Source organism: Bacteroidales bacterium (assembly GCA_021157585.1).
Taxonomy (GTDB): domain Bacteria; phylum Bacteroidota; class Bacteroidia; order Bacteroidales; family UBA12170; genus UBA12170.
The window spans coordinates 1-23811 of sequence record JAGGWH010000056.1 but is presented as its reverse complement, the minus strand read 5'-3'; the positions used below and the strand labels follow the sequence as shown (position 1 = coordinate 23811).

Here is a 23811-nt window from a genome sequence, read left to right as displayed (position 1 = left end):
TTTTATTCCTTAGTGAGGGCGCGACTTTGAGTCGCACTCTCACTCATTATACTTAACTCCTTCATCGGATCCCAAAAATTTTCTTCAAAATTAATAACCTTATCTTCCTTTATTATCAAGCCTTCGTTTTTGAGCAAAGTTTCCATTAAATCCATTTGATCAAAATGTGTTTTCCCACTTAAAACACCCAATCGGTTTACCACACGATGAGCGGGAATACTCAATTTAGCAGCATGGGAAGCATTCATTGCCCAACCTACCATGCGAGCCGCTTTTGGTGTACTCAAGTAGCGTGCAATTGCGCCATAAGAAGTTACTTTTCCATATGGAATTAAAGCAACTACCTCCCAAACTAATTCAAAAAAAGATTGTTCGGTTTTTTTCACTTCATTTTCTCTTTGGGTAAAACCAATAATTTATTTTGAGCAAATTCCTTATTTAAACGAAATCGCATATAGTTAATGGGAACTCCTTCTTTTAAAAACATTCTCTCATAATATGTTTGAATTTCTAATACATCTTTAGGAGCATCCGAATTATAAACATCGAAGGTAGAATAATCAAGCGGCAGCTTAAAGTGAGCAAGCACTTCTAAAGTGTAATCAAATAGCTCACGATTATCTGTTTTTTGATGAATAATTCCATTGGGTTCTAGAATCTCGCGATAGAGATTTAAAAAACGTGGTGAGGATAATCTCCTTCTCTCTCTCTTTGGTTGAGGATCGGAAAAAGTCAGCCATATTTCAGCTACTTCATTTGCTGCAAAGAAATGTAAAATCTGATCGACCTTGGTACGTATAAAAGCAACATTTTTCAATCCGTCTTTTTGAGAAGCACTTGCTCCATGCCACATTCTGGCTCCTTTTAAATCGACACCAATAAAATTTCGGTTGGGATATTTTTTAGCCAAACCAACGGTATATTCGCCTTTCCCGCAACCCAATTCCAGTGTAATTGGATTATCATTTTTAAAGAAATCTTTCTTCCAATTTCCTTTTAGAGGAAAACCTTTTAACAATTCTTCCCAAGGCATATAAAACATATGGGAAAAAGTCGCATTTTCTGCAAACTGAGCTAATTTATGTCGAGCCACTTTTTAATTTTTGTGCAAAGATAACAGAAGTTTAAAATTGCACTTATTAAAATTTGACTCTACAATTAATCTCGGCCGGGAGACCATATTTTATCAAGCTTAATCCGGAGATTAAGCTTAGCGGGGTACACAATAAACAATTTGTGCAACGAAAATAGACGCCGTCAACGATTAATTGAAATATGAAATAATTAAATCAGTAGAATTTAGTTTTGCTATTCAAATGATTTTTAGATTATATCGTTTACAATTATTAACATTAATTCATTAGTAAGTTTCGAGTTTATGATTAATAAATGGGGAGTTAAATCAATAATTTGGTTACTTCTAAATATAGTTGTATTTTGTTTAAACTTATTGATATTCTACTGATAGTTTTTATTCTGAGCTTTATTGTTCAGTTGGCTTACCATTGGATAGTTTTTGCACGTTTGGCTTTTTATAAGTCAAAGATTAAAACAACAACAGGTAATCAAGCAGTTTCGGTAGTTATTGTTGCACGTAATGAATATCATAATCTTATAAAAACGCTTGAACCTATTCTTAATCAGGATTATCCTGAATTTGAAGTAGTGGTGGTTAACGATAATTCTGATGATGAGACGCATTTTTATTTAAGAGAGCTATCCAAAAAATATAAGCATTTAAAAGTTGTTCAAATAGATCAGAATCTTAATTTCTTTAGCGGAAAAAAATTCCCACTTTCCATTGGAATTAAGTCTGCTCAGTACGATACACTTTTACTTACAGATGCTGACTGTATTGTTCCGTCTAATAAATGGATAAGCTATATGCAGCAATCTGTTCAGGAAAAAACACAAATTGTTTTGGGTTATGGTCCTTATAAGTCTGAGCCTGGTTTTTTAAATAAGCTTATTCGTTTTGATACTTTTATGGCTGCCTTACATTATCTTTCTTTTGCTCTTTTACGTATGCCTTATATGGGTGTTGGACGTAATCTTGCATATAGTAAGAGTATGTTTTATAAACGAAATGGGTTTATAAATCATTATAAAATTAATTCGGGCGATGATGATTTGTTTATTAATCAGGCAGCAAATAAAATAAACACAAGTATTTGCATTGCTCCCGAGAGCTTTACATACTCAATACCGGAAAAACAATTAGGCTTGTGGTTAAAACAAAAAAAACGGCATTTATCTACCAGCGGATTATATAAATTAAAACATAGATTATTATTAATGTTTTACCCCATTTCGCTTTTTCTATTCTATGTTTCAAGTATTATTTTACTCATATTAAACAGCTGGTTAATAGTTGTTTTAGTATTGTTTACACTTCGTTTATTAAGTTTTTTTCTTATTCAAAAAAGTGCTTTGCCGAAGTTAAAAGAACAAAAATTATTATTACTTTCGCCGATACTTGAATTGTTATTATATACTTCGCAAGGATTGGCGATGGCATTGGGTGTTTTCAATAGAAAAAACAAATGGAAATAAATGTTCACTTAACAGAAAAAGGAAAGCGCGATTATGCTTTGGTTCAGCAGGCTATAGACGGTAGCCAGTCGGCTTATGCCGATTTGATGAATAATTATCGCGATTCACTTTATTTTATGTTATTGAAGATGACTAATAATGCTACGGATGCCGAAGATATGACCATTGAAGCCTTTGGAAAAGCATTTAAAAACATCCATTTATATTCCCCTAAATATGCTTTTAGTACGTGGCTGTTTCGTATAGCAACTAACAATACCATAGATTTTATTCGTAAGAAGAAGCAAGGAACATTATCTATTGATAAAAGTTTAAGTGGCGAGGAATCAGGACCTAGACTATCACAAAACTTAGAATCTAGCACTTTGGATCCTGAAGAGATATTTGTACGTGATCAGAAAATTGAGATGATGAGAAAGGTGGTCGATCGTTTAAAACCTCATTATAAATTATTAATAGAACTTCGTTATTTTAAAGAGTTTTCATACGAAGAAATTGCAAAAGAAATGGATCTCCCATTGGGAACTGTTAAAGCACAGCTTTTTAGAGCGCGTGAATTTCTTTATAATATTATGAAAAAATCTAAGGGAAATATTTAAGCGAAGTTGAATTCCATTTCTAAAATCTAACCCAAGTTTTAGCATTATCTATTTTTATCGTATAAAAAAAAGCAAGCCATAGGCTTGCTTTAGATGGAGATTTCCTTTGCGTCAATTTAAGCTGTTAGGTTTAATCTCTAATGCTGTTGCGAATATAAGTTAGATACTATTCAATGATTTTGTAAATGAACCAATGTTATTGACCATTGTATTAGCGTATGTAGATTATGAATAAACGTTGATAATTTTAGGACGAACGTTTTTGTATGTTTAACATAAAAACAGAAAAGCAAACCGATACGTTCGCTTTTCTTGTTGGAGAGAAATTTATAATGCGTCAAATTACTCGGAGGTAAAGAAGTTTCAAATGTAACATATAAACAAGGCTAATATTATACTAATGAATGAACGTCCTTATTTATTTAATAAACGCGTAGTTTTATGGGTTTAGCGTATGGGATTTGGTAGAAATCTGATCATATATAAAAATTAACATACATTTAGGACTAATTACATAATCAGCTATGCTAAAAAGAATAAAATTCGTAAATTTGCAGACTTATTTTAAATCAATCTAAATAAGATCATATGGCTCGGGATGAAAAACAACTGATAGACAAACTTACTCAAAGCGAGTACAAATATGGCTTTGTTACAGATATTGAAACTGAAACAGCAATTAAAGGATTGAATGAAGATACTGTTCGGTTTATTTCCGCTAAAAAAAACGAACCTGATTGGCTTTTAGAATATCGTTTAAAAGCTTTTAAGAAGTGGAAAGAAATGGAGCAGCCTGACTGGGCACATTTGAAAATACCGGAGATTGATTTTCAGGAGATTATATATTATGCTGCTCCTAAAAAGAAAAAGGAACTAAAAAGTCTTGATGAGGTAGATCCGGAGTTAATAGATACTTTTAATAAATTGGGAATTTCTCTTGAAGAGCAAAAACATTTATCGGGGGTTGCTGTGGATGCTGTTATTGATAGTGTTTCGGTAAAAACGACTTTTACAGATACATTAGCAAAATATGGTATTATATTTTGCTCTTTTAGCGAAGCAGTACAAAATCACCCTGATTTGGTTAAGAAATATCTTGGAATGGCTGTGCCTCCGGGTGATAACTTTTTTGCTGCATTAAATTCTGCTGTATTTAGCGATGGATCGTTTTGTTATATTCCAAAAGGAGTTCGTAGTCCTATGGAATTATCAACGTATTTTCGTATAAATGCTGCCAATACTGGTCAGTTTGAACGTACGCTTCTTATTGCTGACGAAGGTGGCTATGTAAGTTATATGGAAGGCTGCACCGCCCCTCAACGTGATGAGAATCAATTACATGCTGCCGTTGTGGAAATAATCACCATGAAAGATGCTGAAGTAAAATACTCAACAGTACAAAACTGGTATCCGGGTAATAAAGAGGGGAAGGGCGGTATCTTTAATTTTGTAACCAAACGAGGTATTTGTAAAGGAGATCATTCTAAAATTTCATGGACACAGGTAGAAACAGGTTCTGCAATTACGTGGAAATATCCAAGTTGTATACTAATTGGCGATAATTCTGTAGGAGAATTTTATTCTGTTGCAGTCACTAATAATTATCAACAAGCCGATACCGGTTCAAAAATGATTCATTTGGGGAAAAATACCAGAAGTACAATAATATCTAAGGGTATCTCAGCCGGAAAAAGTCATAATAGTTATCGAGGTTTGGTTAAAATGACTAAGCGTGCAACAAACAGCAGGAATTTTTCTCAATGCGATAGTCTTTTATTAGGCGATAAATGCGGAGCTCATACTTTTCCCTATATTGAAGGCGCAAATAAAAGTTCCATAATTGAACACGAAGCAACAACATCTAAAATTTCTGAAGACCAATTGTTTTATTGTCAACAACGTGGTATTAGTCAGGAATCGGCTGTAAGTCTTATTGTTAACGGCTACGCCAAAGAAGTATTGAATAAACTGCCAATGGAGTTTGCCGTTGAAGCACAAAAGCTCTTGAGTATTAGCTTAGAAGGTAGTGTTGGTTAAATAAGAAAGAATTTTATCCCCGGTTTTCGGGACTAAATAAATAAAGAATGTTATTACAAATTAAAAATCTTCATGTTTCCATTAATGGAAAAGAAATATTAAAAGGTGTTAATCTTGAAGTAAATAAGGGCGAAGTTCATGCCATTATGGGTCCGAACGGAACCGGTAAAAGTACATTGGCTGCTGTGGTTGCCGGTAAAGAAGGTTATGAGATTACTCAAGGTGAAATACTTTTCAATGGAAAAGATATTTCAGAAATGCCCCCAGAAGTGCGCGCTCAAGAAGGTATATTCTTAGGTTTTCAATATCCTGTTGAGATACCCGGGGTTAGCATGACAAATTTTATGCGTACTGCTTTAAATGAGATACGTAGATACCATGGCGAAGAACCAATTGCTGCTAAGGAATTTTTGGCTCGTATGGCAGAAAAAAAAGCATTGGTGGAAATTAATTCTAAACTCACAAATCGCTCTGTTAATGAGGGCTTTTCAGGTGGTGAGAAAAAGAAAAATGAGATTTTTCAAATGGCTATGCTCGAACCTAAATTAGCTATTTTAGATGAAACAGATTCGGGTTTAGATATTGATGCCTTACGAATTGTAGCTAATGGGGTTAATAAATTAAAAACTAGTGAAAATGCAACGGTAGTTATCACACACTATCAGCGTTTATTAGACTATATAGTACCTGATTTTGTTCATGTTCTTTTTGAAGGAGAAGTAGTGCTTTCAGGTGGAAAAGAGTTAGCTTTGGAATTAGAAGAAAAAGGCTACGATTGGATTAAAAAAGAAATAGAAAAGCCTTAGATATGAGTCAGGAAATAAATACAATACCTGCGCTAAACAAAATTTCACAATGGTTTGATGCTGTTGTAGAAAAGGATGGAAAGGCTTTTTCCGGTTTACAAAAGCAGAGAACACTTGCTTTAGCCGAATTTAAGCGTTTGGGCTTTCCACATAAAAAACTCGAAAAATGGCGAAATACCGATTTGAAAACAGTTTTATCGTTTGATTATACTATGGTCTCTGAAGATTTACAAATGCAAGATGCTTTAGATGAAGTCTTTGAATGCGATATAAACGATTTAGATGCTTTTGTGGTAAATCTTTATAAAGGCAGATTTGTTTATAATGAAAGCCCGATTTATACTTTAAAAGATGGGGTAATTGTAGGAAGTCTTAGTGCAGCTTTTGATAAATATCCTGAATTGATTGCAAAGCATTTTGGTAAATATGCAAAAACAGAAAATAATGCTTTTAATGCTTTAAATACGGCCTTGTTTTTAGATGGTCTTTTTGTATACGTACCAAAAAATGTTATTTCCGAAAAGCCAATACAACTTATAAATGCAGTAGGTACAATCAATGATGTATTTGTGCAAAATCGTAACCTTATTATACTTGAAGAGAATAGTCAACTTAAGATTATTCAGTGTGACGACTCTTATAACTATAAAAGAAGTTTAACTAATTCGGTTACAGAAATTGTTTTAGGAGCTAATGCTTCTCTCGATCATTATCGTTTGCAAAACATAAATAATAACTCCAGCCTTATTAATAGTTTAGCTGTTGAGCAAGCACGTGATTCAAGATTAAATACTAATAGTTTTATACTTAATGGCGGTTTAATAAGAAACGAAACATATACCAAATTTAATGGCGAAGGTGCTAATGCCGATATTAGAGGTGTGTATCTTGCCGATAAAAATCAGCATATCGATAATCAAGTTTATGTAGATCATGCGGTTCCAAATTGCACAAGTAACGAGTTGTTTAAAGGTATATTAGACGATTATGCACATGCCGTTTTTAAAGGGCACATTTTGGTTCGTAAGGATGCACAGAAAACATTGGCATTCCAAAATAATGCAAATATTATCCTTACAGATAAGGCAATGATTAACACTAAACCTTTTTTGGAGATTTATGCCGATGATGTTAAATGTAGTCATGGTGCTACCGTTGGTCAGCTCGACGAAAGTGCTATGTTTTATATTCGCCAAAGAGGTATTAGCGAAGACAATGCTAGAATGTTATTGATGTACGCCTTTGCTGCTGAAGTAACTCAAGAAATTAAAATAGATTCTTTGCGCGATCGTATCCAAGATATGATAAAGAAACGTCTACGTGGTGAGCTTTCTATCTGCGATCAATGTGTATTGCACTGTAGTACTCCTGAAGAATATAATTTTGAAATAGATATGAGTAAAATTTAGTTTTATGGATGCAAACCAAGAACAAATTATTGCGCAATTCCCAATCTTAAAACAGAAGATAAATAAATATCCTTTGGTGTATTTTGATAATGCAGCAACTACTCAGAAACCTCAAATGGTAATTGATAGAATTAGTAATTACTATACTAATTTCAATAGCAATATCCATCGTGGAGTACATCATTTATCGCAAAGAGCTACCGATGCTTATGAGCAAGCACGAATAAAAGTAAAGGATTTTATTAATGCTAATAGTTCTAAGGAGATTGTCTTCACTAAAGGAACTACAGATTCTATTAATTTGTTGGCTTTTTCTTTGGGAGAAACTTTTATTAAGGAAGGTGACGAGATTATCGTTACCGAATTGGAGCATCACTCTAACATTGTTCCTTGGCAAATGCTTTGTGAACGAAAAAAAGCAAAACTTCGTGTTATTCCTGTAAATGATAAAGGTGAGCTTTTGATGAACGAATATGCTGGTTTGTTGAACGAACGTACCTGTTTAGTGGCTGTTGGTCATGTCTCAAATGCTTTGGGAACATTAAATCCTATAAAAGAAATAATTGATTTAGCACATCAAAATAAAAGTTTGGTTTTAATTGATGGTGCTCAAGCAGTTGCTCATTTGGCTGTTGATGTTCAGCAATTGGATTGCGATTTTTATGCTTTTTCGAGCCATAAAATGTATGGACCTATGGGTATAGGGGTTTTATATGGTAAGAAGGTATTATTAGAAGAACTTCAGCCTTATCAAGGTGGAGGAGAGATGATAGAAAGTGTGAGTTTTGAAAAAACGACTTACAATGAACTTCCTTTTAAATTTGAAGCAGGAACGCCTAATGTTGCTGATGTCTTAGGCTTTGAAGCTGCTATTGAATTTATGCAAAAAGAAGGTATTGATAATTTAGCGAAGATAGAGAATGAAGTTTTAAGCTATGCAACTGCTGAATTCCAGAAAATCGATCGTATTCGAATTATTGGAAATGCTAAAAATAAGGCAGCCGTACTTTCATTTTTGATTGATGGTATTCATCCCTACGATGTAGGAACAATATTAGATCAATTTGGAATTGCTGTTCGTACAGGGAATCATTGTGCAGAACCCATTATGAAACGCTTTGGAATACGGGGAACAATAAGGGCTTCTTTTGCTGCTTACAATACTAAAGAAGAGATTGATCGTTTGGTTAAAGCGATACAAAAAACCATTGAAATGTTTGGTTAAAACATTAATTTTGTAAGAAAATTAGAAATGACAATTCAAGAAAAAGAAAATAATATAATTGAAGAATTCGGCCTCTTTGAAGACTGGATGGATAAATATAATTATCTGATAGAATTAGGTCAGTCTTTGCCAATTATTGATGATAAATATAGAAATGAAAGTCATTTGATTACTGGCTGTCAGTCGCGTGTTTGGATTTCAGCTGAGATGGAAGATGGAAAAATGATATTGAGAGCGGATAGCGATGCTGTAATAACAAAAGGTATTGTTTATCTTTTAGTAAACATTTTGTCTGGTGAAAAACCGGAAGATATCATTAATGCTGACTTAGAATTTTTAAATCAAATTGGCTTGCAAGAGCATTTATCTCCAACAAGAGCAAACGGATTACTTTCAATGATTAAACAAATTAAATTGTATGCTTTGGCTTTTCAAGCTAAAGGAAATTAAATTATGAATTATGTTTGGTTGGGGTAAAAAAGAGAAAAAAGAAGTCGCTAAAGAAAAGCTGAAAGAGGAAAAAGTAATGGGTGAAAAACCTATTATTACAACAAAAATGGAGCTCGAAAAAAAGATCTTAAATGTACTTAAATCTATTTTCGATCCTGAAATTCCGGTTAACATTTTCGATTTAGGTCTTATCTACGAAGTGAATGTTGCAGAAGATTATCAAGTGGAAATTGTTATGACTTTAACGGCACCTAATTGTCCGGTTGCAGAGTCAATGCCTAATGAAGTTCACGAAAAGGTAAAAGCTATTGAAGGTGTTAAAGATGTGCATATTGAAATGACTTTTGAACCGCCTTGGGATAAGGATATGATGAGTGAAGAAGCTCAGCTCGATTTAGGGTTTTTGTAGCTTATATCAAAAATGCATCAAATTGATTGGTGTTATTTCTTTTGTAATTTCTTTACTTTTTTAGCGATTCGCCTATCGGCAAGCCCCATACTTGTTTTCATTCCTAAAATGCTAATTTCTGCCCAATAGTTGAATAGGGAGCGTTCTTTGTTCCGTTCAAAATAGATAGGGCCTCTTCGGGGAAATATGGTATTTGTATTTCCCGTTCTAATAAGTGCATTGGCAAATAAGGAACTAAAAAATCCTTTTTTCATCGACTTATTCAAAACTTCTATTTTCATATTATTGTAGAGCATTAACATGTTTCCAAAGGCATAATCGTCGTTTGCTTCAACAGATAATTCAACAGATTTAATGGTTCCGCTACGTGCTTGAATTAATGCAAGTGGTCGTAATATTGGTTCTAAATCATCCATCTCTATTTGAGACATATTTGCATTTAATTTGAATTCTTTTCCCTGTTTAAGCAATGGAAAATGCACATCTAAAATAAGTTTTCCTTTACCCATAAGCAGAGCTTGTGCATTAAGAACAGTATTTCCTCCAAATTTTATAAAATCAGGATTATTGGAAACATTTAATATCTGAGCATTTAACTGATTGAAGAAAATATGACCGGGCTCCGGTGTACGATTCCCTTTTTCTTTATAAGCAAAATATGCATTATTCAGATATACTGTATCAAATTGGATAAAATATGGCAGTGATAGTAGGCGTTGAATAGGATTTGCCGGATAATAGTCGGGTAATCGTGGATATAATGCATCGCGATAAACTTCTCCTTTAAGATTATCAATTTCTGCTTTATGGACGATGTATTTTTGTCGGAAAATAGCGTCTTGGAAATCTATGCCTAAGAGTTTTATTTTGTCTATTTCTAAGTCGAAGCGATCGGTTTGATATTGTAAGCGTTTTGCAAAATCGGCATAGTTATATTGTGGTTTAAGCCGAAAGGAATCAATTTCTATTATTCTGTTAAGTGTTGATAGACGCAAATCTCTAAAATTTATCCGATAAAGATTATTATCAATATTAGCTGAATAATTTTGTAAATGAATGAGAGTGTTTTGAGAATAGAAAAAGCGATTATTTTGAAAAGCCTTGGCTGTAGAATCAAGTATAAAATTACGTACTTGTAAGTTAAGGTGTCCTAAAGTATAAGTATCGGTACTATTTCCTTTAGGGATTTCTAACTTAAGATTCATATTTCTAACATCTATTTTATTCAATGTAATTTTCGAGAAAAAGTTCTTTATTGTTGGATAAAGATCCATAGCACTTAAGCTATTTATTGTTGAACCTTCATCTAAATTAAAGAGTTGTAATTTAGTTATAGGTTTATTAATCAGTATATTATCTATTGTAAGGCTGTAATCGCGTTGAAAATCGGCAAAATTTATTTTATGAAAAGAAATTTGATCTATTGTAAAATTATAATTGTTTCGTTCTGACTTTTGTAAGGTGTAGAACTGAACTTTATTAAAATCCATTTGTTTTTGTATAGACGAAAAATTAATATTATCAACCATCAATAAATAATTTCCATTTTGTATATGCTGCCTAAGATTTTTTATACTGAAATTAATTGATTGAGAGAAAAATAAACGTTCGGGATTGGCAAAAGAGCGATGACTTAAACGGAAATCTATAGCTTCAAAGTTTGCTTTTTCATAAGTTGTGATATTAGTAATTCCCTTAACAGTGTACGTCGCCAGCCAAGTGAAATCGCGAATAATAAAGCGATCAAATTTTAAATAAGGAAGATGTTGTAAATTTTCGACCGAAAAAATATCTTTAGAATTTATTTGCAGTTTGTTTTCAGATCGAGTTTTACTTATAAGTTTTGGCGAACTCAAATTAAATTCTTTAGCCGAAATCAAATTTCGTTGAAAAAATAAGTTATAGTCTAAATCTTTGAGTTGTAGTAGTTTTGAATTTAGTTTATGGCTAAATGTTTTGTCATTTCCATCAGATAATATTTCGGCTTTAATTTGATGTATATCTATTGTTCTATCTTCTGAATTATAATTAATTTTTTTAAAATTAAAGCTTAATCCCTGATCTTCGTTTTGATAGAATCCATTTTTTGTAATTGCCAACAAATGTTTATAGTTTATTGAAAACAGACTGTCGTTATATATTTCTAAAGAATCACCCCGAAACTGAATTCCGTTTATTTGAGCTAAGCGGCTTAATACAGAGCTATCGTTATATGCTGCAAAATTACCTTGGCTTAACTTAAAGGATATTATTTTAGTAGGAGGTATTTCTAACTCTAATTTTTTTCCGTTTATATTTTTGTCAAATTGTTTTAGATTAAGCGAATCGATAAAAAACTTACTTAAAATAAGAGTGTCGTTTAAATTTATCTGACAAAAAGGCTTTGCGGTTTTTATTTCTATATTATTACCAAATATTTTAAAACGTGCTTTATTCTCTATTAGCTTATTATTAAGGGTTTTCCATCGCGGAAAGCTTTGGATTTCTTCGATATTTATATTTTTCTTCCGACTGTTTAATTCAATTCCTTTAGTTAAATAATGATGAGTCTGGTCTTTGTTTATCCAGCTAAATTGTTGAATTTTAGTATTAAAATTAGAGAAGGTTTTGAAAGCTAAAGTAGAGTCGCTTGGAATTTGAAAATCTTCGAGCTGAAGATTAATATTTTTAGCTTTGATTGCTTTAGATGCGAGCTGGTAATTCCAATTATCAAATTGAATAGTTTTAATTTTAAGCAATTGAAAGATGGGAAATATAAGAGAATCAATTTTATTTAAATTAAAAGAAGACATTGGGTTTAAAGCGTATTGCTGATTTATATTACCTTCTTTTAAATATAATCTTGTGGCTAATAATTTATTTTCATTTCGAAATTTTCCCCAATTAACATTCTCCAGTTTAATTTCATTTAACTTAATACTGATGTTAGTACTTGAATCGGAAATATAGTCGATATCAAAAATATTTAAACTTTGGTTTTTGTAGTTTATATTTGCCTGACTAAATTGTAGTTTTTGTTTGTTAAGGGGATTATAAAAATACAGTTTCTTAAGGGAGAGAGAACCGTCAGTAAAAGAGAATTCAGTTTTATTCTTTGGATTAAACCTAAAATTATTAATAAATAGACTGCTTTTTTTAGAGAAGCTAATTTGTTTATTATCGGGTAAATTTATTCGACTATCAGCAATTATTATTCTACTGCTATCAACAGAAACTTTTCTAAAGTTATCTTTAAAAAATACATTTATTTGCTTTTTAAGCGTGGTATTTATTATTTTCTTCGATTTACTATTTAGCTTAATATTTAAGTGGTTTACATTGAGTAGTAGGTTTTTAGCAAGCAGCTGTTTTTTTATAATTAGTGAATCAAATTCAAAATCTTCTATTTTTAGTTCTGAAATATCTGCTGTAAAACGTGTATGTTTATTGCTTCCTACAGAAGGTTTTATATTAAATCCATCAAGCTCAAAATATTTTTCTTTACTTGATAGTTTTAAATTTTTACAATAAAGAGTATGGCTTTTATCCGGTAACTGTAATTGTTGGTTCTTTAAAAATAAATTAATGTTACCATAATGGAATCGGTTACTTTTTACAGTATCTCTAAGCGAATCAATATGAAACTCTTGAAGTTGAAAAGCTAAATTTGGGATGTAGACAGAATCTGTATTTTGTTTGTATTTTATTTCGGCCTTTATTACTTCAATGTTAGCAATTTGTAATTTATTAAGATAGTTGTTTAAAGGTAAATTTATATTCTTTTTATTTTCCTTACTTTTTTGCTTTATTTCTAGTTTTAAGTGGTGAATATATATGTTTTTAAGTTCTAAGTTTTTGTTTCTCCACAAGGTTTGGAAATTTATATTTTGCAACAAAAGAGTATCAGAATAAAAGCTGATTTTTGATTTACTTAAGCTGTCTGTGTTTGCCGTTGGATTAATATACGTATCGAAAAATATAATTTTTCCGGTAATCAAATTAATTTTTAAATCTTTAAAATTAAGAGAATACTGTTGCTTTGTGTATTTTGAAAAGGATTTAGTAATAACAGTATTAAAAAAGAAATTAGAAAATATGTTAAAGCTAAAACCAATGAGTATTAAAATTAAAGCAATAGCTAAAGATAATTTCAGCCAAAAGCGTTTTTTCTTTTGAGGAATTTGTTCGGAAGAATCGGTATTTTTGGAGCTGGTAATCACTCCTCTAAAGTATCAATAATTATATTACTAACCAACCTTGGCAATAATTTTGAGAGCTTCTATGTCCAAAATTTCTAAAATTCCTTTTTGATCGGTAATAATTTTATCCGTTTTAAAACTGTTAAGAACTCTAATAGCACCCATAGTAGACATTCCGGTAAAGTCGGCTAAGTCTTTTCGGCTGAGTGTAAGTTTAAATTTGTTGCTTTCATAAACTTCATTAGAAAGAAAAATCAACGCGGAAGCCATTCTTCCATTAAGCTGTTTGTGTGTAAGATTGTACATTTGGTTGTATGCTCTGAGAGTATTTCTGTTAGAGCGTTTTAATATTGCTGTAGCAAATTTAGCATTAGTCTGTATGAGTTCTTTTAGTATAGATATATCTATTAAAAATATCTCAGATTTTTCTATGGCAACTATAGAGTAATTAAAAACATTATCACCGTAAATAGAAGAGATACCTACTAATTCATCATCTCCAAAAATATTTAGAATTAGATTATTGTTATCGCCTCCTTCTTTATAAAGCTTTACCATTCCTTTTCTGATATAGATTAAGCCGGAGGCAAAAGAACCTTGTTTTGCAATAGTTTCGCCTTTTTTAAAGATTACCGCTACTTTATTTTTATCAATGGATAATAGTTCATTATCATTTAATGCACCAAAACAATTAGCATCACTCTTGCAATTTAAGCAACCTTCATTTTCCATATCAAATTTTTTGGTAAATATAGGAATATAAAAGAAAAAGCCCGCCAAAAATTTTGACAGGCTTTTTGTGTTTATTTAATAATGCCAATTAAACTGTCCATGTACTTCCGCTATGAAGTAAGTCATTAACATTTTTAATAGACGAATTAGCTTTTACTTCGGCAATTTGGTCTTCCATTTTTTGCTCATAAGTAGATGCTTTTACCTCGCGGATAACACCTAAAGCAATTGGAAAATCAGGACCTTTCATATGGATTAACATCCAATGTAAAAATGGACTCTCTTCGTGAGCATCATGTGTTAATATATCATCTTCACTAACTCCATTTTCGCCAATAGTAACAACTTTGAGTTTTAAACCATCCAGTACAATGCCTTTGTCGTTATTTTTGCCAAAGATCATTTTTTCGCCATGACGTAAAATAAGTTGACGATCGAGTTTGGTTTCTTTATCGGTATAAAAACTATGAACTCCATTTGAGAAAATCACACAGTTTTGTAATATTTCTACTATTGAAGTTCCTTTATGATTTTGTGCATTCAATAGTATTTCTTGTGTAAGTTTCATATTTACATCAATAGAACGAGCAAAATATTTTCCTTCAGCTCCCAATACCAATTCGCCGGGATTAAAAGGATGCTCAATAGTTCCATAAGGTGATGTTTTGGTTTTTGTTCCCTCTTTTGTTGTAGGAGAATACTGACCTTTAGTTAAACCATAAATCTCATTATTAAATAATAAAAGATTAAGGTCTATGTTTCTACGATTAAGATGAATAAAGTGATTTCCTCCAATAGCGAGTCCGTCACCATCACCATTAATAACCCAAACACTAAGGTCTGGATTAGCAGTTTTAACTCCGGAAGCAATGGCTGCTCCACGACCATGAATAGTATGGAAGCCATATGTATTCATATAATATGGAAAACGAGAAGAACAACCAATACCTGCAATTACTGCAAATTTTTCTTTTGGAATGTTCATTGCTGCCATTGCTTTTTGAACGGAATTCAAAATAGCATGGTCGCCACAACCTGCACACCAACGCACTTCCTGATCGCTTTTAAAATCTTTGAAAGTTAATTTTATATCTGTTGACATGATTATTTCTCCTCTAAAATATTATTAAAATTATCCATTAATTCGATAGACGTAAAAGGTAATCCCATTACTTTATTGTATTGTAAGTAGGTAAATTCAGGTAATGACAATCTTAAATAATTTACAAATTGTCCGTTATTTAATTCAGCAACAACAATTTTCTTGAATTTTTTAAATATATCTTTAGTGTTAGCAGGTAGAGGCTTGATATAATTAAAATGTACCATACTGATACTTTTACCTTCTTTTTGTAAATCATGAACAGCAGTTAAAATATGTCCATAAGTTCCTCCCCAACCAACAACAAGTAAGTCGCCTTCGTCTTCACCAATAACTTCCAAATCAGGAATATCTGCAACTATATGTGCAATTTTCTTTTCACGAAGATCCGTCATTACTTGGTGATTTTCAGGGACATAGGAAACGGTTCCGGTTTTATCCATTTTTTCTAAACCACCAATACGATGTTCTAATCCTGGAGTTCCTGGAATAGCCCATTCACGAACGAAATTATCTTTGTTACGTTGATAAGGAAGATAATCTTTAGTTCCTTCTTTTGCAATAGGTGCTTGTATATCAGGATAATCTTCCATATTTGGAATTCTCCAAGGCTGAGTTCCGTTAGCAAGGAAACCATCTGTTAACAGTACCACAGGAGTCATATGCTCAAGAGCAATTTGACTTGCTTTAAACGCGTAATGGAAACAATTAGAAGGTGTGCTTGCAGCAACAACAGCTACAGGACTTTCTCCATTTCTACCATATAGTGCTTGCATTAAATCGGACTGCTCTGTTTTTGTAGGTAAACCCGTTGATGGTCCGCCTCGTTGAACATTTACAATAACCAACGGAAGTTCCGTAATAACAGCCAAACCGATAGCTTCTGATTTTAAAGCTAAACCAGGTCCTGAAGTGGTAGTAACTGCAAAGTTGCCGGCAAAACTAGCTCCTATTGCTGAAGTAATACCTCCAATTTCATCTTCAGCTTGAAAAGTTTTAACACCCAAGTTTTTCAACTTGGCTAACTCATGTAAAATATCTGTTGCAGGAGTAATAGGATATGATCCGCAGAAAAGAGAAAGGTTTGCTTTTTCGGCAGCAGCTGTTAAACCCCAAGCTGTTGCTGTATTTCCGTTTATATTTCTATAAACACCTGATTTAATTTCTTCAGCAGCTACCTTATAAGGTGTAAGCTCTTGCACATTATAACCGTAATTATAACCGGCTTTTAAAACTAGCTTATTGGCTTCTATAACAGCAGGAACTTTTTTGAATTTACTTTCAAAGAATTTTTCTGTGAAAGTTAATTCGCGATTGAACAAATAATAACACATTCCCAAAGCAAACATGTTTTTACTTCGAAGAATAGTTTTGTTATCCATTCCGGTATCTTTCAACGTCTCTTGTGTCATTGATGAAATTGGAGCCAAAATAACGTTGAAACGGTCTAAACAATCTTCTTTTATTGGATCATCTGTTTTGTAACCTGCTTTTATCAGGTTTTTAGTTGTAAATGAATCGCGATCTACAATAATACTTCCTCCTTGTTTAACCCATTTGGATGTTGCTTTTAAAGCAGCAGGATTCATTGCAACCAATACATCGGCATAATCGCCAGGAGTATTAATATCGTGGCCAAAATGAACTTGGAAACCAGAAACGCCTCCAACAGTACCTTGTGGGGCTCTAATCTCTGCTGGGTAATCAGGAAAAGTAGAAATGCCACTTCCCATTAAAGCAGAGGTGTCGGAGAATAAAGTTCCTGTTAACTGCATCCCATCACCTGAGTCGCCAGAAAACCGTATAACAACGTGATCGAGTTCAATAACTTTATCTATTTTATCAGTCATTAGAATTTAGTTTTTTTGATAAGGCAAATGTAATTGTATTTTTAGTTTAAACATCTAATATTCACCCATCAATTTCTTAATTTAGAAAGAATATAAATCTTTTTATTTATGATTATTATTAATCGTTCAAATTGTAAAATATTTATACATTTGCAGCCAAGAAATAGAATTTATTTAACACGTTAAAATTTATTATTATGGCTTATGTAATTAATGACGATTGTGTTGCTTGTGGAACATGTATCGACGAATGTCCGGTTGAAGCTATTACTGAAGGAGATATTTATGTTATCGATCCAGATATTTGTACTGACTGCGGTGCTTGTGCAGATGTTTGTCCAACAGAAGCAATTCATCCCGAATAACAAGGATATTAATTCAAACTAAAAGCCGTTGATATTTTTCAACGGCTTTTTTTGTGTTTATTTTTTTAAAACAAGCGTTTATTTGCTAAATCAATACGTTTGCAAATTTGTTTAGGACGTTCGTCATATTTTTTGCTGAGATATAAATTGAAATTATACTTTCGTAAATGAATTTTATAGATACTCACCCATTATTTTGTTATTTGACGCAAAATTAAATTCCTCCCCTCCCCTTTAAAAAAAGCAAGCTCCCAAACTTGCTTTTTTTATTTTTTGTATTAGTAGCTTTTACTACTTTTGAGAAATTATGGTTGATATAATTATACTTATTTCCGGGAACTCCAAACGTATGGGGCAAGAAAAAGCATTACTGCCTTTTTCAGAAAACAAAAGCTTTGTATGCCAATTGATACAAACGTATTTAAAACTTCAGAAAAGTAATATTTTTGTATTAGTAAGCCCCAAAAACGAAAATACTATAAAACAAGTTTGTTGTGAATTTAAAGATCGACTTACATTTGTAACGAATACTGAAGCCGAAAAAGGGAGACATTGGTCTATAATTACCGGATTAAAACAAATAGAAAAAGGGAGAGCTGTGTTTATTCAAAATATTGATAACCCATTTACATCTATAAATATTTTACAAGCAATGCTCAAAGATTATCGAGCAGATTCTTTTTTAGTTCCACAATTTAAAGGTAAGAATGGCCATCCTTTGCTTTTAGGTTCTGCTTTAGTTGAAGAGATGAAAAGAGATGAAAATTCAATAGTTGATTTAAAGAGCTTTTTAAATAAGCATGAAAAACGTAGTCTTATCACTCAAGAAGAAACTATTTTGGCCAATATCAACACTCCTGAAGAATATAAAAAGTGGTTTCCTAATCTGTTTGAAAGTATAATTTAACGTTTTAGCTGAACCGTCTTCCCTTCTTTAAAATTCTTAACTCCTTCGTCCAAAAACCGAATAAAATCATCAATATTCAAATCGTAGGCTTTAGGTTGCATTAACATCTCACCATCAGGATTTAATAAAACATAAAAAGGTTGAGCATTGGTATTAAATTTACTAATCTGGAAATCAGCAAATTTTTTGCCTATACTTTTCTTTACTTTTCCATCATAATCGGAAGTAATCCAATCCTCTTCAGGAAGCCTTGTTTTGTCGTCAACATAGAGAGCGGTAATAATAAAATTATTTTCCAGTCTGTTTAAAACTGCAGGATCAGCCCATACATTAGCTTCCATTTCGCGACAGTTTACACAACCATGACCAGTAAAATCGATAAACAGAGGTTTGTTTTGTTTTTTCGCACAAGCCAAAGCTTGATCATAATCAAAATAGCCTTCTAAACCGTGAGGAAGATGTAATAAATCATGATATTTTGGAGTTTCGCAAATAGCTTTTCTCTCATTCGATGATGTAGATATATTTGCTAATTTTAAATTGTCTCGTATTGATTTGTCGATATTAAAATCTTGCGTATGCATTGGCGGAATATATCCTGATAAGGCTTTTAATGGAGCACCCCACAGTCCTGGAATCATATAAACAACAAAGGTAAAAGTAATAATTGAGAGTAAGAGGCGAGGAACACTAACAAAAGGAACATCGCTATCATGGGCAAATTTTATTTTGCCTAGTAAATAAAAGCCCATTAAAGTGAAAATAACTATCCAGAGGGCTAAGTAAATTTCCCTATCAAGTAACCCCCAATGGTAAGTTTGATCGGCTATGCTTAGAAATTTTAATCCAAGAGCCAATTCTAAAAATCCTAAAACCACTTTTACAGAGTTTAACCATCCGCCTGATTTAGGTAATTTATTTAACCATTGCGGAAAAAATGCAAACAAAGTAAAAGGCAATGCAAAAGCCAAAGAAAAGCCAAGCATGCCAATAATTGGTTTTAATATTTGACCTCCGGCCGATTCAACCAAAATTGTTCCAACAATTGGTCCTGTACAAGAAAATGAAACTAACACCAAAGTAAAAGCCATAAATACAGGTCCAATAAAATCCCCTTTTTCTTCGTTTGCTGTTGATTTATTTACTAACCAATGAGGCATAATAATTTCGAACATACCAAAAAAGGAAGCAGCAAAAATCATGAAAATGAAAAAGAATAAAAGATTAGGTAACCAGTGAGTACTAAGCCAATTAGCAATTCCCGGACCGGCTACTACAGCTAAAACAGAACCGATAAAGACATAAATAGCAACAATAGAAAGTCCATAAATAGTTGCTTGTGTTCTTCCTTTTGCTTTGTTTTCACTGTCTTTCATAAAGAAAGAAACAGTCATAGGAATCATTGGGAAAACACAAGGTGTTAGTATAGCGGCTAATCCAAACAGAAAAGCCACAAAAAAGAAGCCGATTAAAGTATTTTCGCTTTCGCTTTTATTACCGGAGTTACTTTGCTTATCACTTAGTGCAATTGTTTCAGTTTCAATTTGAGTATTTGTTTTTTCGTTAAAAACAAAGCTAAATTCTTTATCGGTTGGAGGAAGACATTGGGTATCATCACAACTCATAAAGGTGATAAAGCCATTAATATCAACCCGTTCGCTTGACAATAATTTTATTCTTTGAATAAAAGTGGCTTCATTAGTAAAATATTTTAAAACCATATCGAAGTTTTCATCGTACTCCGAAATTGATGCCGTTTCGCTAACTTCTCCTATACGTTCATAAGCTTTAGTATCTTCAAAATTAAAAGTGGTAGCCGGTGGAGTCATTGGAATATCTTGCGAATACAAATGCCAATGTTCATCGATATCAGCTTTGAAAATTAATTCAACTTCCGTATCGCTTATTTGTTTACTGCTTATTTGCCATACTACTGGGTTAAATATTTGCGCAAATATATTGTTCGATAATAGTAGTACTAAAATAAAAATCCCGACTAAAGATTTAATTTTTGTGTTTTGTGTTATTCTATTCATCTCGTTTCTTTCAATTGAAGCAATTTAGGCTAAATAGTGTTTGCTTTTGCAAAAGTAATTATATTCAGTTAATTGCATATGAATTTTGAAATGATATTTAATAATTATTGTTAATTTTCGGGTTTGCAAGTGAACATAAAAACTTTATTTTTGCTAAAAACTAAGCGTATGTTAATTATTGGTATTGCCGGAGGTTCAGGTTCGGGAAAAACAACGGTAGTAAAAAAAATTATTGATTTGTTACCGGAAAATTCTGTTACGGTTATTTCGCAAGATGCTTACTATAAGGATAATGGGCATTTAAGTGTCGAGGAACGTGCTAAAATAAATTTTGATCATCCTTCTTCTATAGAGTTTGAACTTTTAAATAAACATATTGACGAATTGAAAGAAAATAAGTCGATAGAAATGCCAATTTATTCTTATCTAACTTGTTCAAGAGCTAAAGAAACTTCAAGTGTTGAAGCTCACGAAGTTGTTATTATCGAAGGTATTTTGATTTTAACAAATAAGAAATTACGTGATAAGATGGATATTAAAATTTTTGTAGATGCCGAAGCTGACGACCGCTTAATGCGAGTAATCAGACGTGATATGGAAGAAAGAGGTAGGGCTTACAATAAAACCTTGGAACACTATAGTACTTGGGTAAAACCTATGCATCAACTTTTTATAGAGCCAACAAAGCGTTTTGCTGATATTATTGTTCCCCAAGGAGGAGCAAACCTTGTAGCTATTGATTTAGTAGCATCAAAAATTCATCAGACGATGGCCGAAAAAAGTAAAAAATAATCTTTTGCTTACAGTCGTTGAAAATAATAATAACTGATAAAGCCGGCTATAGGACTTAAAAATAATCCTATTAATACAACTTGTAAACTAAATTTGGGTAATTTTTCTGATTTCCGGACAAGTAAAGCCATCAAAAGTACATAGCTCATTATTAGAACATCTACTAGCATCATTTTTGTTTTACGTTAATTTTCTAAGTATTCAAATGTACATTTGTTTAAGAATAATATAATGTAAAATGAATAAACGTGGAGAACTATTGAATTATTGTTACAATAGATTGGATAAGCGTATTGATTTCAGTCGTTATTTAAACTGGAGAATCTCTATTCCATCCCAATCTTTAGGAATACCGTATTTTAAATTTTTATGACACCTTTCTAAATATAAATCAATTGCTTTATCGTTTGGATTTATTTTTTGTAAACTTACAAATAATGTAGCGGCTTTTTCAAATGATTTATTGCGGTAGAGCCCAATAGCGTTATTAAACAAGTCTTTTGTTTCTATCTTCAGCTTTCGCTGATCAGCCTTTTCTCCATCTAAAATTTCAAAAACATTAACAGAAGATTTTCTCCCTTTTACCTTAACAATATCTAAAAAACGGAAGTTATATTGTTTGGGGTTTTCAATTTTTATTAAGCTATCGTGACTAATAATTATTGGTGCACCATAAACTTTAGTCAATCCTTCGAGACGAGAAGCCAGATTGACGTGATCCGAAATAACAGTACCTTCAATTCTACTTCTTCCACCAACAATACCTAGCATAAGATCTCCCGTATGTATGCCTATCCCACTGTCAATTGCCGGTTTTCCGTTCATCTTAAGGTCGTCATTAAACTCTTCTAATTTTGCTCTCATTTCAATGGCTGCATCAATAGCATTGTTAACAGAAAGACTATAAAGAGCCATGATAGAATCACCAATATATTTGTCGATAAAGCCATTATTACGCATTATAACAGGTTCCATATACCCTAAATAGTGATTTATAAAATCAAAATTTTCTTTGGGGGTAAAGTTTTCGGAAATTTCGGTAAATTTACGAATATCGGAAAACATCACCGTCATCTCCCTCTGTACCTGATCGCCTAATTTAATATCGGTAATCTTTTTTTTACCTAAGAATTCTAAAAATTGCTTAGGTACAAATCTAAAATAGGAAAAGCTAAGTGCATTAATATCATCTATATGGTCTTTAATGCGCTGAGCCATAATATTAAAGCCCTCACTTAATTCTCCAATTTCGTCGTTGGTACGAACAATACTAAAATTGGCATCACCTTCGCCCTCCCCCGTTTTATGAATATTATAGAGTAATTCTTTAACCGGAGATACTATATCTAAGGTTGTCCATCTTACAAAAGCAAAAATATAAACGAGAGAAACAAAAATACTTGTCCCAATACCTACTATCATCATATAGGTATTTATGGAGTTGATATAAATAATATTTCCAAGAGAAATTTCCTCGGTTAGATTGGCATAAGAACCGTAAAGAATACTGCGAATTTCCGGAGTGATATCGGTAATGCCCAAGTCTTTAAAACTACTTACACTCAGCCCAATATAAAAAATCACAATACTAAGGGGGAGAAGAGTAGTCATTCCGCTCGAAATCCATAGGCGGTCTCTTATTTTCCCAACATTTTTTTTAAATATCCGTTTTCGTAATTCTATATCGCTAAAAAGCGTTTCTAAATAAAACAGGTGAACTCTGTGCTTAGACCAATAATAAACAAAAAGTATTGTAAGAAACGACGACAGCAAACTAACATAAAAATATGCTTGCAATAAATTGAATCTAACATTATTATTCAATGGATTCGAATAAAGAGCCCAAGTGGTATAGGTAAGGCTGACTAAAAGTGGAATTGCAAATAAAACAGTATGAATTAAAGGCGTTTTTAATAGCCATTTACGACAATGATTTTCGAGTTTTTGTGTGATAAAGACTTGCTTTTTTTTCCTGCGGAAAAAGCGTTTGAACGGTACGCTAAAAAGCCCCAAGATTATTAAACTTACCAAAAATGCATTTAGAAGGTAGTCGAAACTTTTACCGATATGACTTGTACTCTTTATTTCTAAATCAGGCTTTTCTTTTGAAGTTGCTCTTTCAAAAATATTTGTAATTAAAATATCCTGAGTATCGTATTCTTGAGTGCTCTTTTGTATAACTTGCTCTTGCTGCTTCACTCTACTTTTTAATAAGCTATCGACTTGCGAAATATCTACACCTATTTCCATTTTTAATAAATCGGGTATTTTTTGTACCCACATAAAACCGGCAAATGGAATAACCAGAAAAAAGTACAGTAAAGCTGAAGAAATAAAAATACGAAAGCTTATGTATTTAGG

The 23811-nt window shown here is 32.3% G+C and carries 20 protein-coding genes; 11 read left to right on the top strand and 9 right to left on the bottom strand.

What is annotated here, in order from left to right; translation table 11 throughout:
• Positions 1 to 2: 2 nt before the first annotated feature.
• Both J7K39_03615 and trmB read right to left on the bottom strand, forming a co-directional pair.
• The gene (locus J7K39_03615) at positions 3 to 386 is read right to left on the bottom strand and encodes an MGMT family protein (protein MCD6178970.1); all 384 of its coding nucleotides are present in this window, start codon (positions 384 to 386) and stop codon (positions 3 to 5) included.
• The gene (gene trmB, locus J7K39_03610) at positions 383 to 1093 is read right to left on the bottom strand and encodes a tRNA (guanosine(46)-N7)-methyltransferase TrmB (protein ID MCD6178969.1); all 711 of its coding nucleotides are present in this window, start codon (positions 1091 to 1093) and stop codon (positions 383 to 385) included. Before trmB ends, J7K39_03615 begins: the two co-directional genes overlap by 4 nt.
• A 344-nt stretch (positions 1094 to 1437) precedes the next feature.
• Here trmB and J7K39_03605 point away from each other — a divergent pair, with 344 nt between their 5' ends.
• From J7K39_03605 to J7K39_03570, 8 genes are all read left to right on the top strand, one after another.
• Positions 1438 to 2553, top strand: a complete 1116-nt coding sequence (locus J7K39_03605; protein ID MCD6178968.1) for a glycosyltransferase — start codon at positions 1438 to 1440, stop codon at positions 2551 to 2553.
• Positions 2544 to 3152 (top strand): sigma-70 family RNA polymerase sigma factor, encoded by a 609-nt coding sequence (locus J7K39_03600; protein ID MCD6178967.1) that lies wholly within the window; start codon positions 2544 to 2546, stop codon positions 3150 to 3152. Before J7K39_03605 ends, J7K39_03600 begins: the two co-directional genes overlap by 10 nt.
• A 588-nt stretch (positions 3153 to 3740) precedes the next feature.
• Complete coding sequence (gene sufB / locus J7K39_03595; protein ID MCD6178966.1) at positions 3741 to 5189, top strand: Fe-S cluster assembly protein SufB; 1449 nt, start codon at positions 3741 to 3743, stop codon at positions 5187 to 5189.
• A gap of 47 nt (positions 5190 to 5236) precedes the next feature.
• Positions 5237 to 5995, top strand: coding sequence for a Fe-S cluster assembly ATPase SufC (gene sufC, locus J7K39_03590; protein ID MCD6178965.1), 759 nt, complete (start codon positions 5237 to 5239; stop codon positions 5993 to 5995).
• Positions 5996 to 5997: 2 nt separating this feature from the next.
• Positions 5998 to 7404, top strand: coding sequence for a Fe-S cluster assembly protein SufD (sufD, locus tag J7K39_03585; GenBank protein MCD6178964.1), 1407 nt, complete (start codon positions 5998 to 6000; stop codon positions 7402 to 7404).
• Between the two features lie 4 nt (positions 7405 to 7408).
• Positions 7409 to 8629: a cysteine desulfurase gene (locus J7K39_03580; GenBank protein ID MCD6178963.1), complete on the top strand. Its 1221-nt coding sequence runs from the start codon at positions 7409 to 7411 to the stop codon at positions 8627 to 8629.
• A gap of 27 nt (positions 8630 to 8656) precedes the next feature.
• Complete coding sequence (locus J7K39_03575; protein MCD6178962.1) at positions 8657 to 9079, top strand: SufE family protein; 423 nt, start codon at positions 8657 to 8659, stop codon at positions 9077 to 9079.
• Between the two features lie 76 nt (positions 9080 to 9155).
• Positions 9156 to 9488, top strand: coding sequence for an SUF system Fe-S cluster assembly protein (locus tag J7K39_03570; GenBank protein ID MCD6178961.1), 333 nt, complete (start codon positions 9156 to 9158; stop codon positions 9486 to 9488).
• A gap of 32 nt (positions 9489 to 9520) precedes the next feature.
• Here J7K39_03570 and J7K39_03565 read toward each other — a convergent pair whose 3' ends face one another.
• From J7K39_03565 to J7K39_03550, 4 genes are all read right to left on the bottom strand, one after another.
• Complete coding sequence (locus J7K39_03565; protein MCD6178960.1) at positions 9521 to 13687, bottom strand: hypothetical protein; 4167 nt, start codon at positions 13685 to 13687, stop codon at positions 9521 to 9523.
• A gap of 27 nt (positions 13688 to 13714) precedes the next feature.
• A complete protein-coding gene (locus J7K39_03560) occupies positions 13715 to 14398 on the bottom strand; it encodes a Crp/Fnr family transcriptional regulator (protein ID MCD6178959.1) in 684 nt (227 codons plus the stop codon).
• A gap of 88 nt (positions 14399 to 14486) precedes the next feature.
• Positions 14487 to 15500 carry a 2-oxoacid:ferredoxin oxidoreductase subunit beta gene (locus J7K39_03555; protein MCD6178958.1) on the bottom strand — a complete coding sequence of 338 codons (1014 nt, stop codon included), beginning with the start codon at positions 15498 to 15500 and terminating at the stop codon, positions 14487 to 14489.
• A 2-nt stretch (positions 15501 to 15502) separates the two neighbouring features.
• Positions 15503 to 17350 (bottom strand): 2-oxoacid:acceptor oxidoreductase subunit alpha, encoded by a 1848-nt coding sequence (locus J7K39_03550; protein ID MCD6178957.1) that lies wholly within the window; start codon positions 17348 to 17350, stop codon positions 15503 to 15505.
• A gap of 197 nt (positions 17351 to 17547) precedes the next feature.
• Between J7K39_03550 and J7K39_03545 the strand changes: the two genes are divergently transcribed.
• A complete protein-coding gene (locus tag J7K39_03545) occupies positions 17548 to 17715 on the top strand; it encodes a 4Fe-4S binding protein (GenBank protein ID MCD6178956.1) in 168 nt (55 codons plus the stop codon).
• 307 nt (positions 17716 to 18022) lie between these two features.
• Positions 18023 to 18622, top strand: coding sequence for an NTP transferase domain-containing protein (locus J7K39_03540; GenBank protein MCD6178955.1), 600 nt, complete (start codon positions 18023 to 18025; stop codon positions 18620 to 18622).
• On the opposite strand, the gene J7K39_03535 is transcribed toward J7K39_03540, so the two are convergent.
• Positions 18619 to 20658 carry a thioredoxin family protein gene (locus J7K39_03535; protein MCD6178954.1) on the bottom strand — a complete coding sequence of 680 codons (2040 nt, stop codon included), beginning with the start codon at positions 20656 to 20658 and terminating at the stop codon, positions 18619 to 18621. The genes J7K39_03540 and J7K39_03535 overlap by 4 nt on opposite strands.
• A gap of 168 nt (positions 20659 to 20826) precedes the next feature.
• Between J7K39_03535 and udk the strand changes: the two genes are divergently transcribed.
• Entirely contained in the window at positions 20827 to 21450 is a 624-nt protein-coding gene (gene udk / locus J7K39_03530) for a uridine kinase (protein MCD6178953.1), read from the top strand.
• An 8-nt stretch (positions 21451 to 21458) separates the two neighbouring features.
• Here udk and J7K39_03525 read toward each other — a convergent pair whose 3' ends face one another.
• Positions 21459 to 21623: a hypothetical protein gene (locus tag J7K39_03525; GenBank protein MCD6178952.1), complete on the bottom strand. Its 165-nt coding sequence runs from the start codon at positions 21621 to 21623 to the stop codon at positions 21459 to 21461.
• 133 nt (positions 21624 to 21756) lie between these two features.
• Positions 21757 to 23811: adenylate/guanylate cyclase domain-containing protein (locus J7K39_03520; protein ID MCD6178951.1), on the bottom strand; the 2055-nt coding region annotated here is incomplete at its 5' end.

Coding starts and splice junctions, on each gene's coding strand:
- sufB (MCD6178966.1), top strand. CDS start 3,741: ATGGCTCGGGATGAAAAACAACTGATAGACAAACTTACTCAAAGCGAG.
- J7K39_03560 (MCD6178959.1), bottom strand. CDS start 14,398: ATGGAAAATGAAGGTTGCTTAAATTGCAAGAGTGATGCTAATTGTTTT.
- J7K39_03535 (MCD6178954.1), bottom strand. CDS start 20,658: ATGAATAGAATAACACAAAACACAAAAATTAAATCTTTAGTCGGGATT.
- J7K39_03545 (MCD6178956.1), top strand. CDS start 17,548: ATGGCTTATGTAATTAATGACGATTGTGTTGCTTGTGGAACATGTATC.
- J7K39_03600 (MCD6178967.1), top strand. CDS start 2,544: ATGGAAATAAATGTTCACTTAACAGAAAAAGGAAAGCGCGATTATGCT.
- J7K39_03555 (MCD6178958.1), bottom strand. CDS start 15,500: ATGTCAACAGATATAAAATTAACTTTCAAAGATTTTAAAAGCGATCAG.
- sufC (MCD6178965.1), top strand. CDS start 5,237: ATGTTATTACAAATTAAAAATCTTCATGTTTCCATTAATGGAAAAGAA.
- J7K39_03550 (MCD6178957.1), bottom strand. CDS start 17,350: ATGACTGATAAAATAGATAAAGTTATTGAACTCGATCACGTTGTTATA.
- J7K39_03570 (MCD6178961.1), top strand. CDS start 9,156: ATGGGTGAAAAACCTATTATTACAACAAAAATGGAGCTCGAAAAAAAG.
- J7K39_03540 (MCD6178955.1), top strand. CDS start 18,023: ATGGTTGATATAATTATACTTATTTCCGGGAACTCCAAACGTATGGGG.
- J7K39_03575 (MCD6178962.1), top strand. CDS start 8,657: ATGACAATTCAAGAAAAAGAAAATAATATAATTGAAGAATTCGGCCTC.
- udk (MCD6178953.1), top strand. CDS start 20,827: ATGTTAATTATTGGTATTGCCGGAGGTTCAGGTTCGGGAAAAACAACG.
- J7K39_03580 (MCD6178963.1), top strand. CDS start 7,409: ATGGATGCAAACCAAGAACAAATTATTGCGCAATTCCCAATCTTAAAA.
- J7K39_03525 (MCD6178952.1), bottom strand. CDS start 21,623: ATGATGCTAGTAGATGTTCTAATAATGAGCTATGTACTTTTGATGGCT.
- sufD (MCD6178964.1), top strand. CDS start 5,998: ATGAGTCAGGAAATAAATACAATACCTGCGCTAAACAAAATTTCACAA.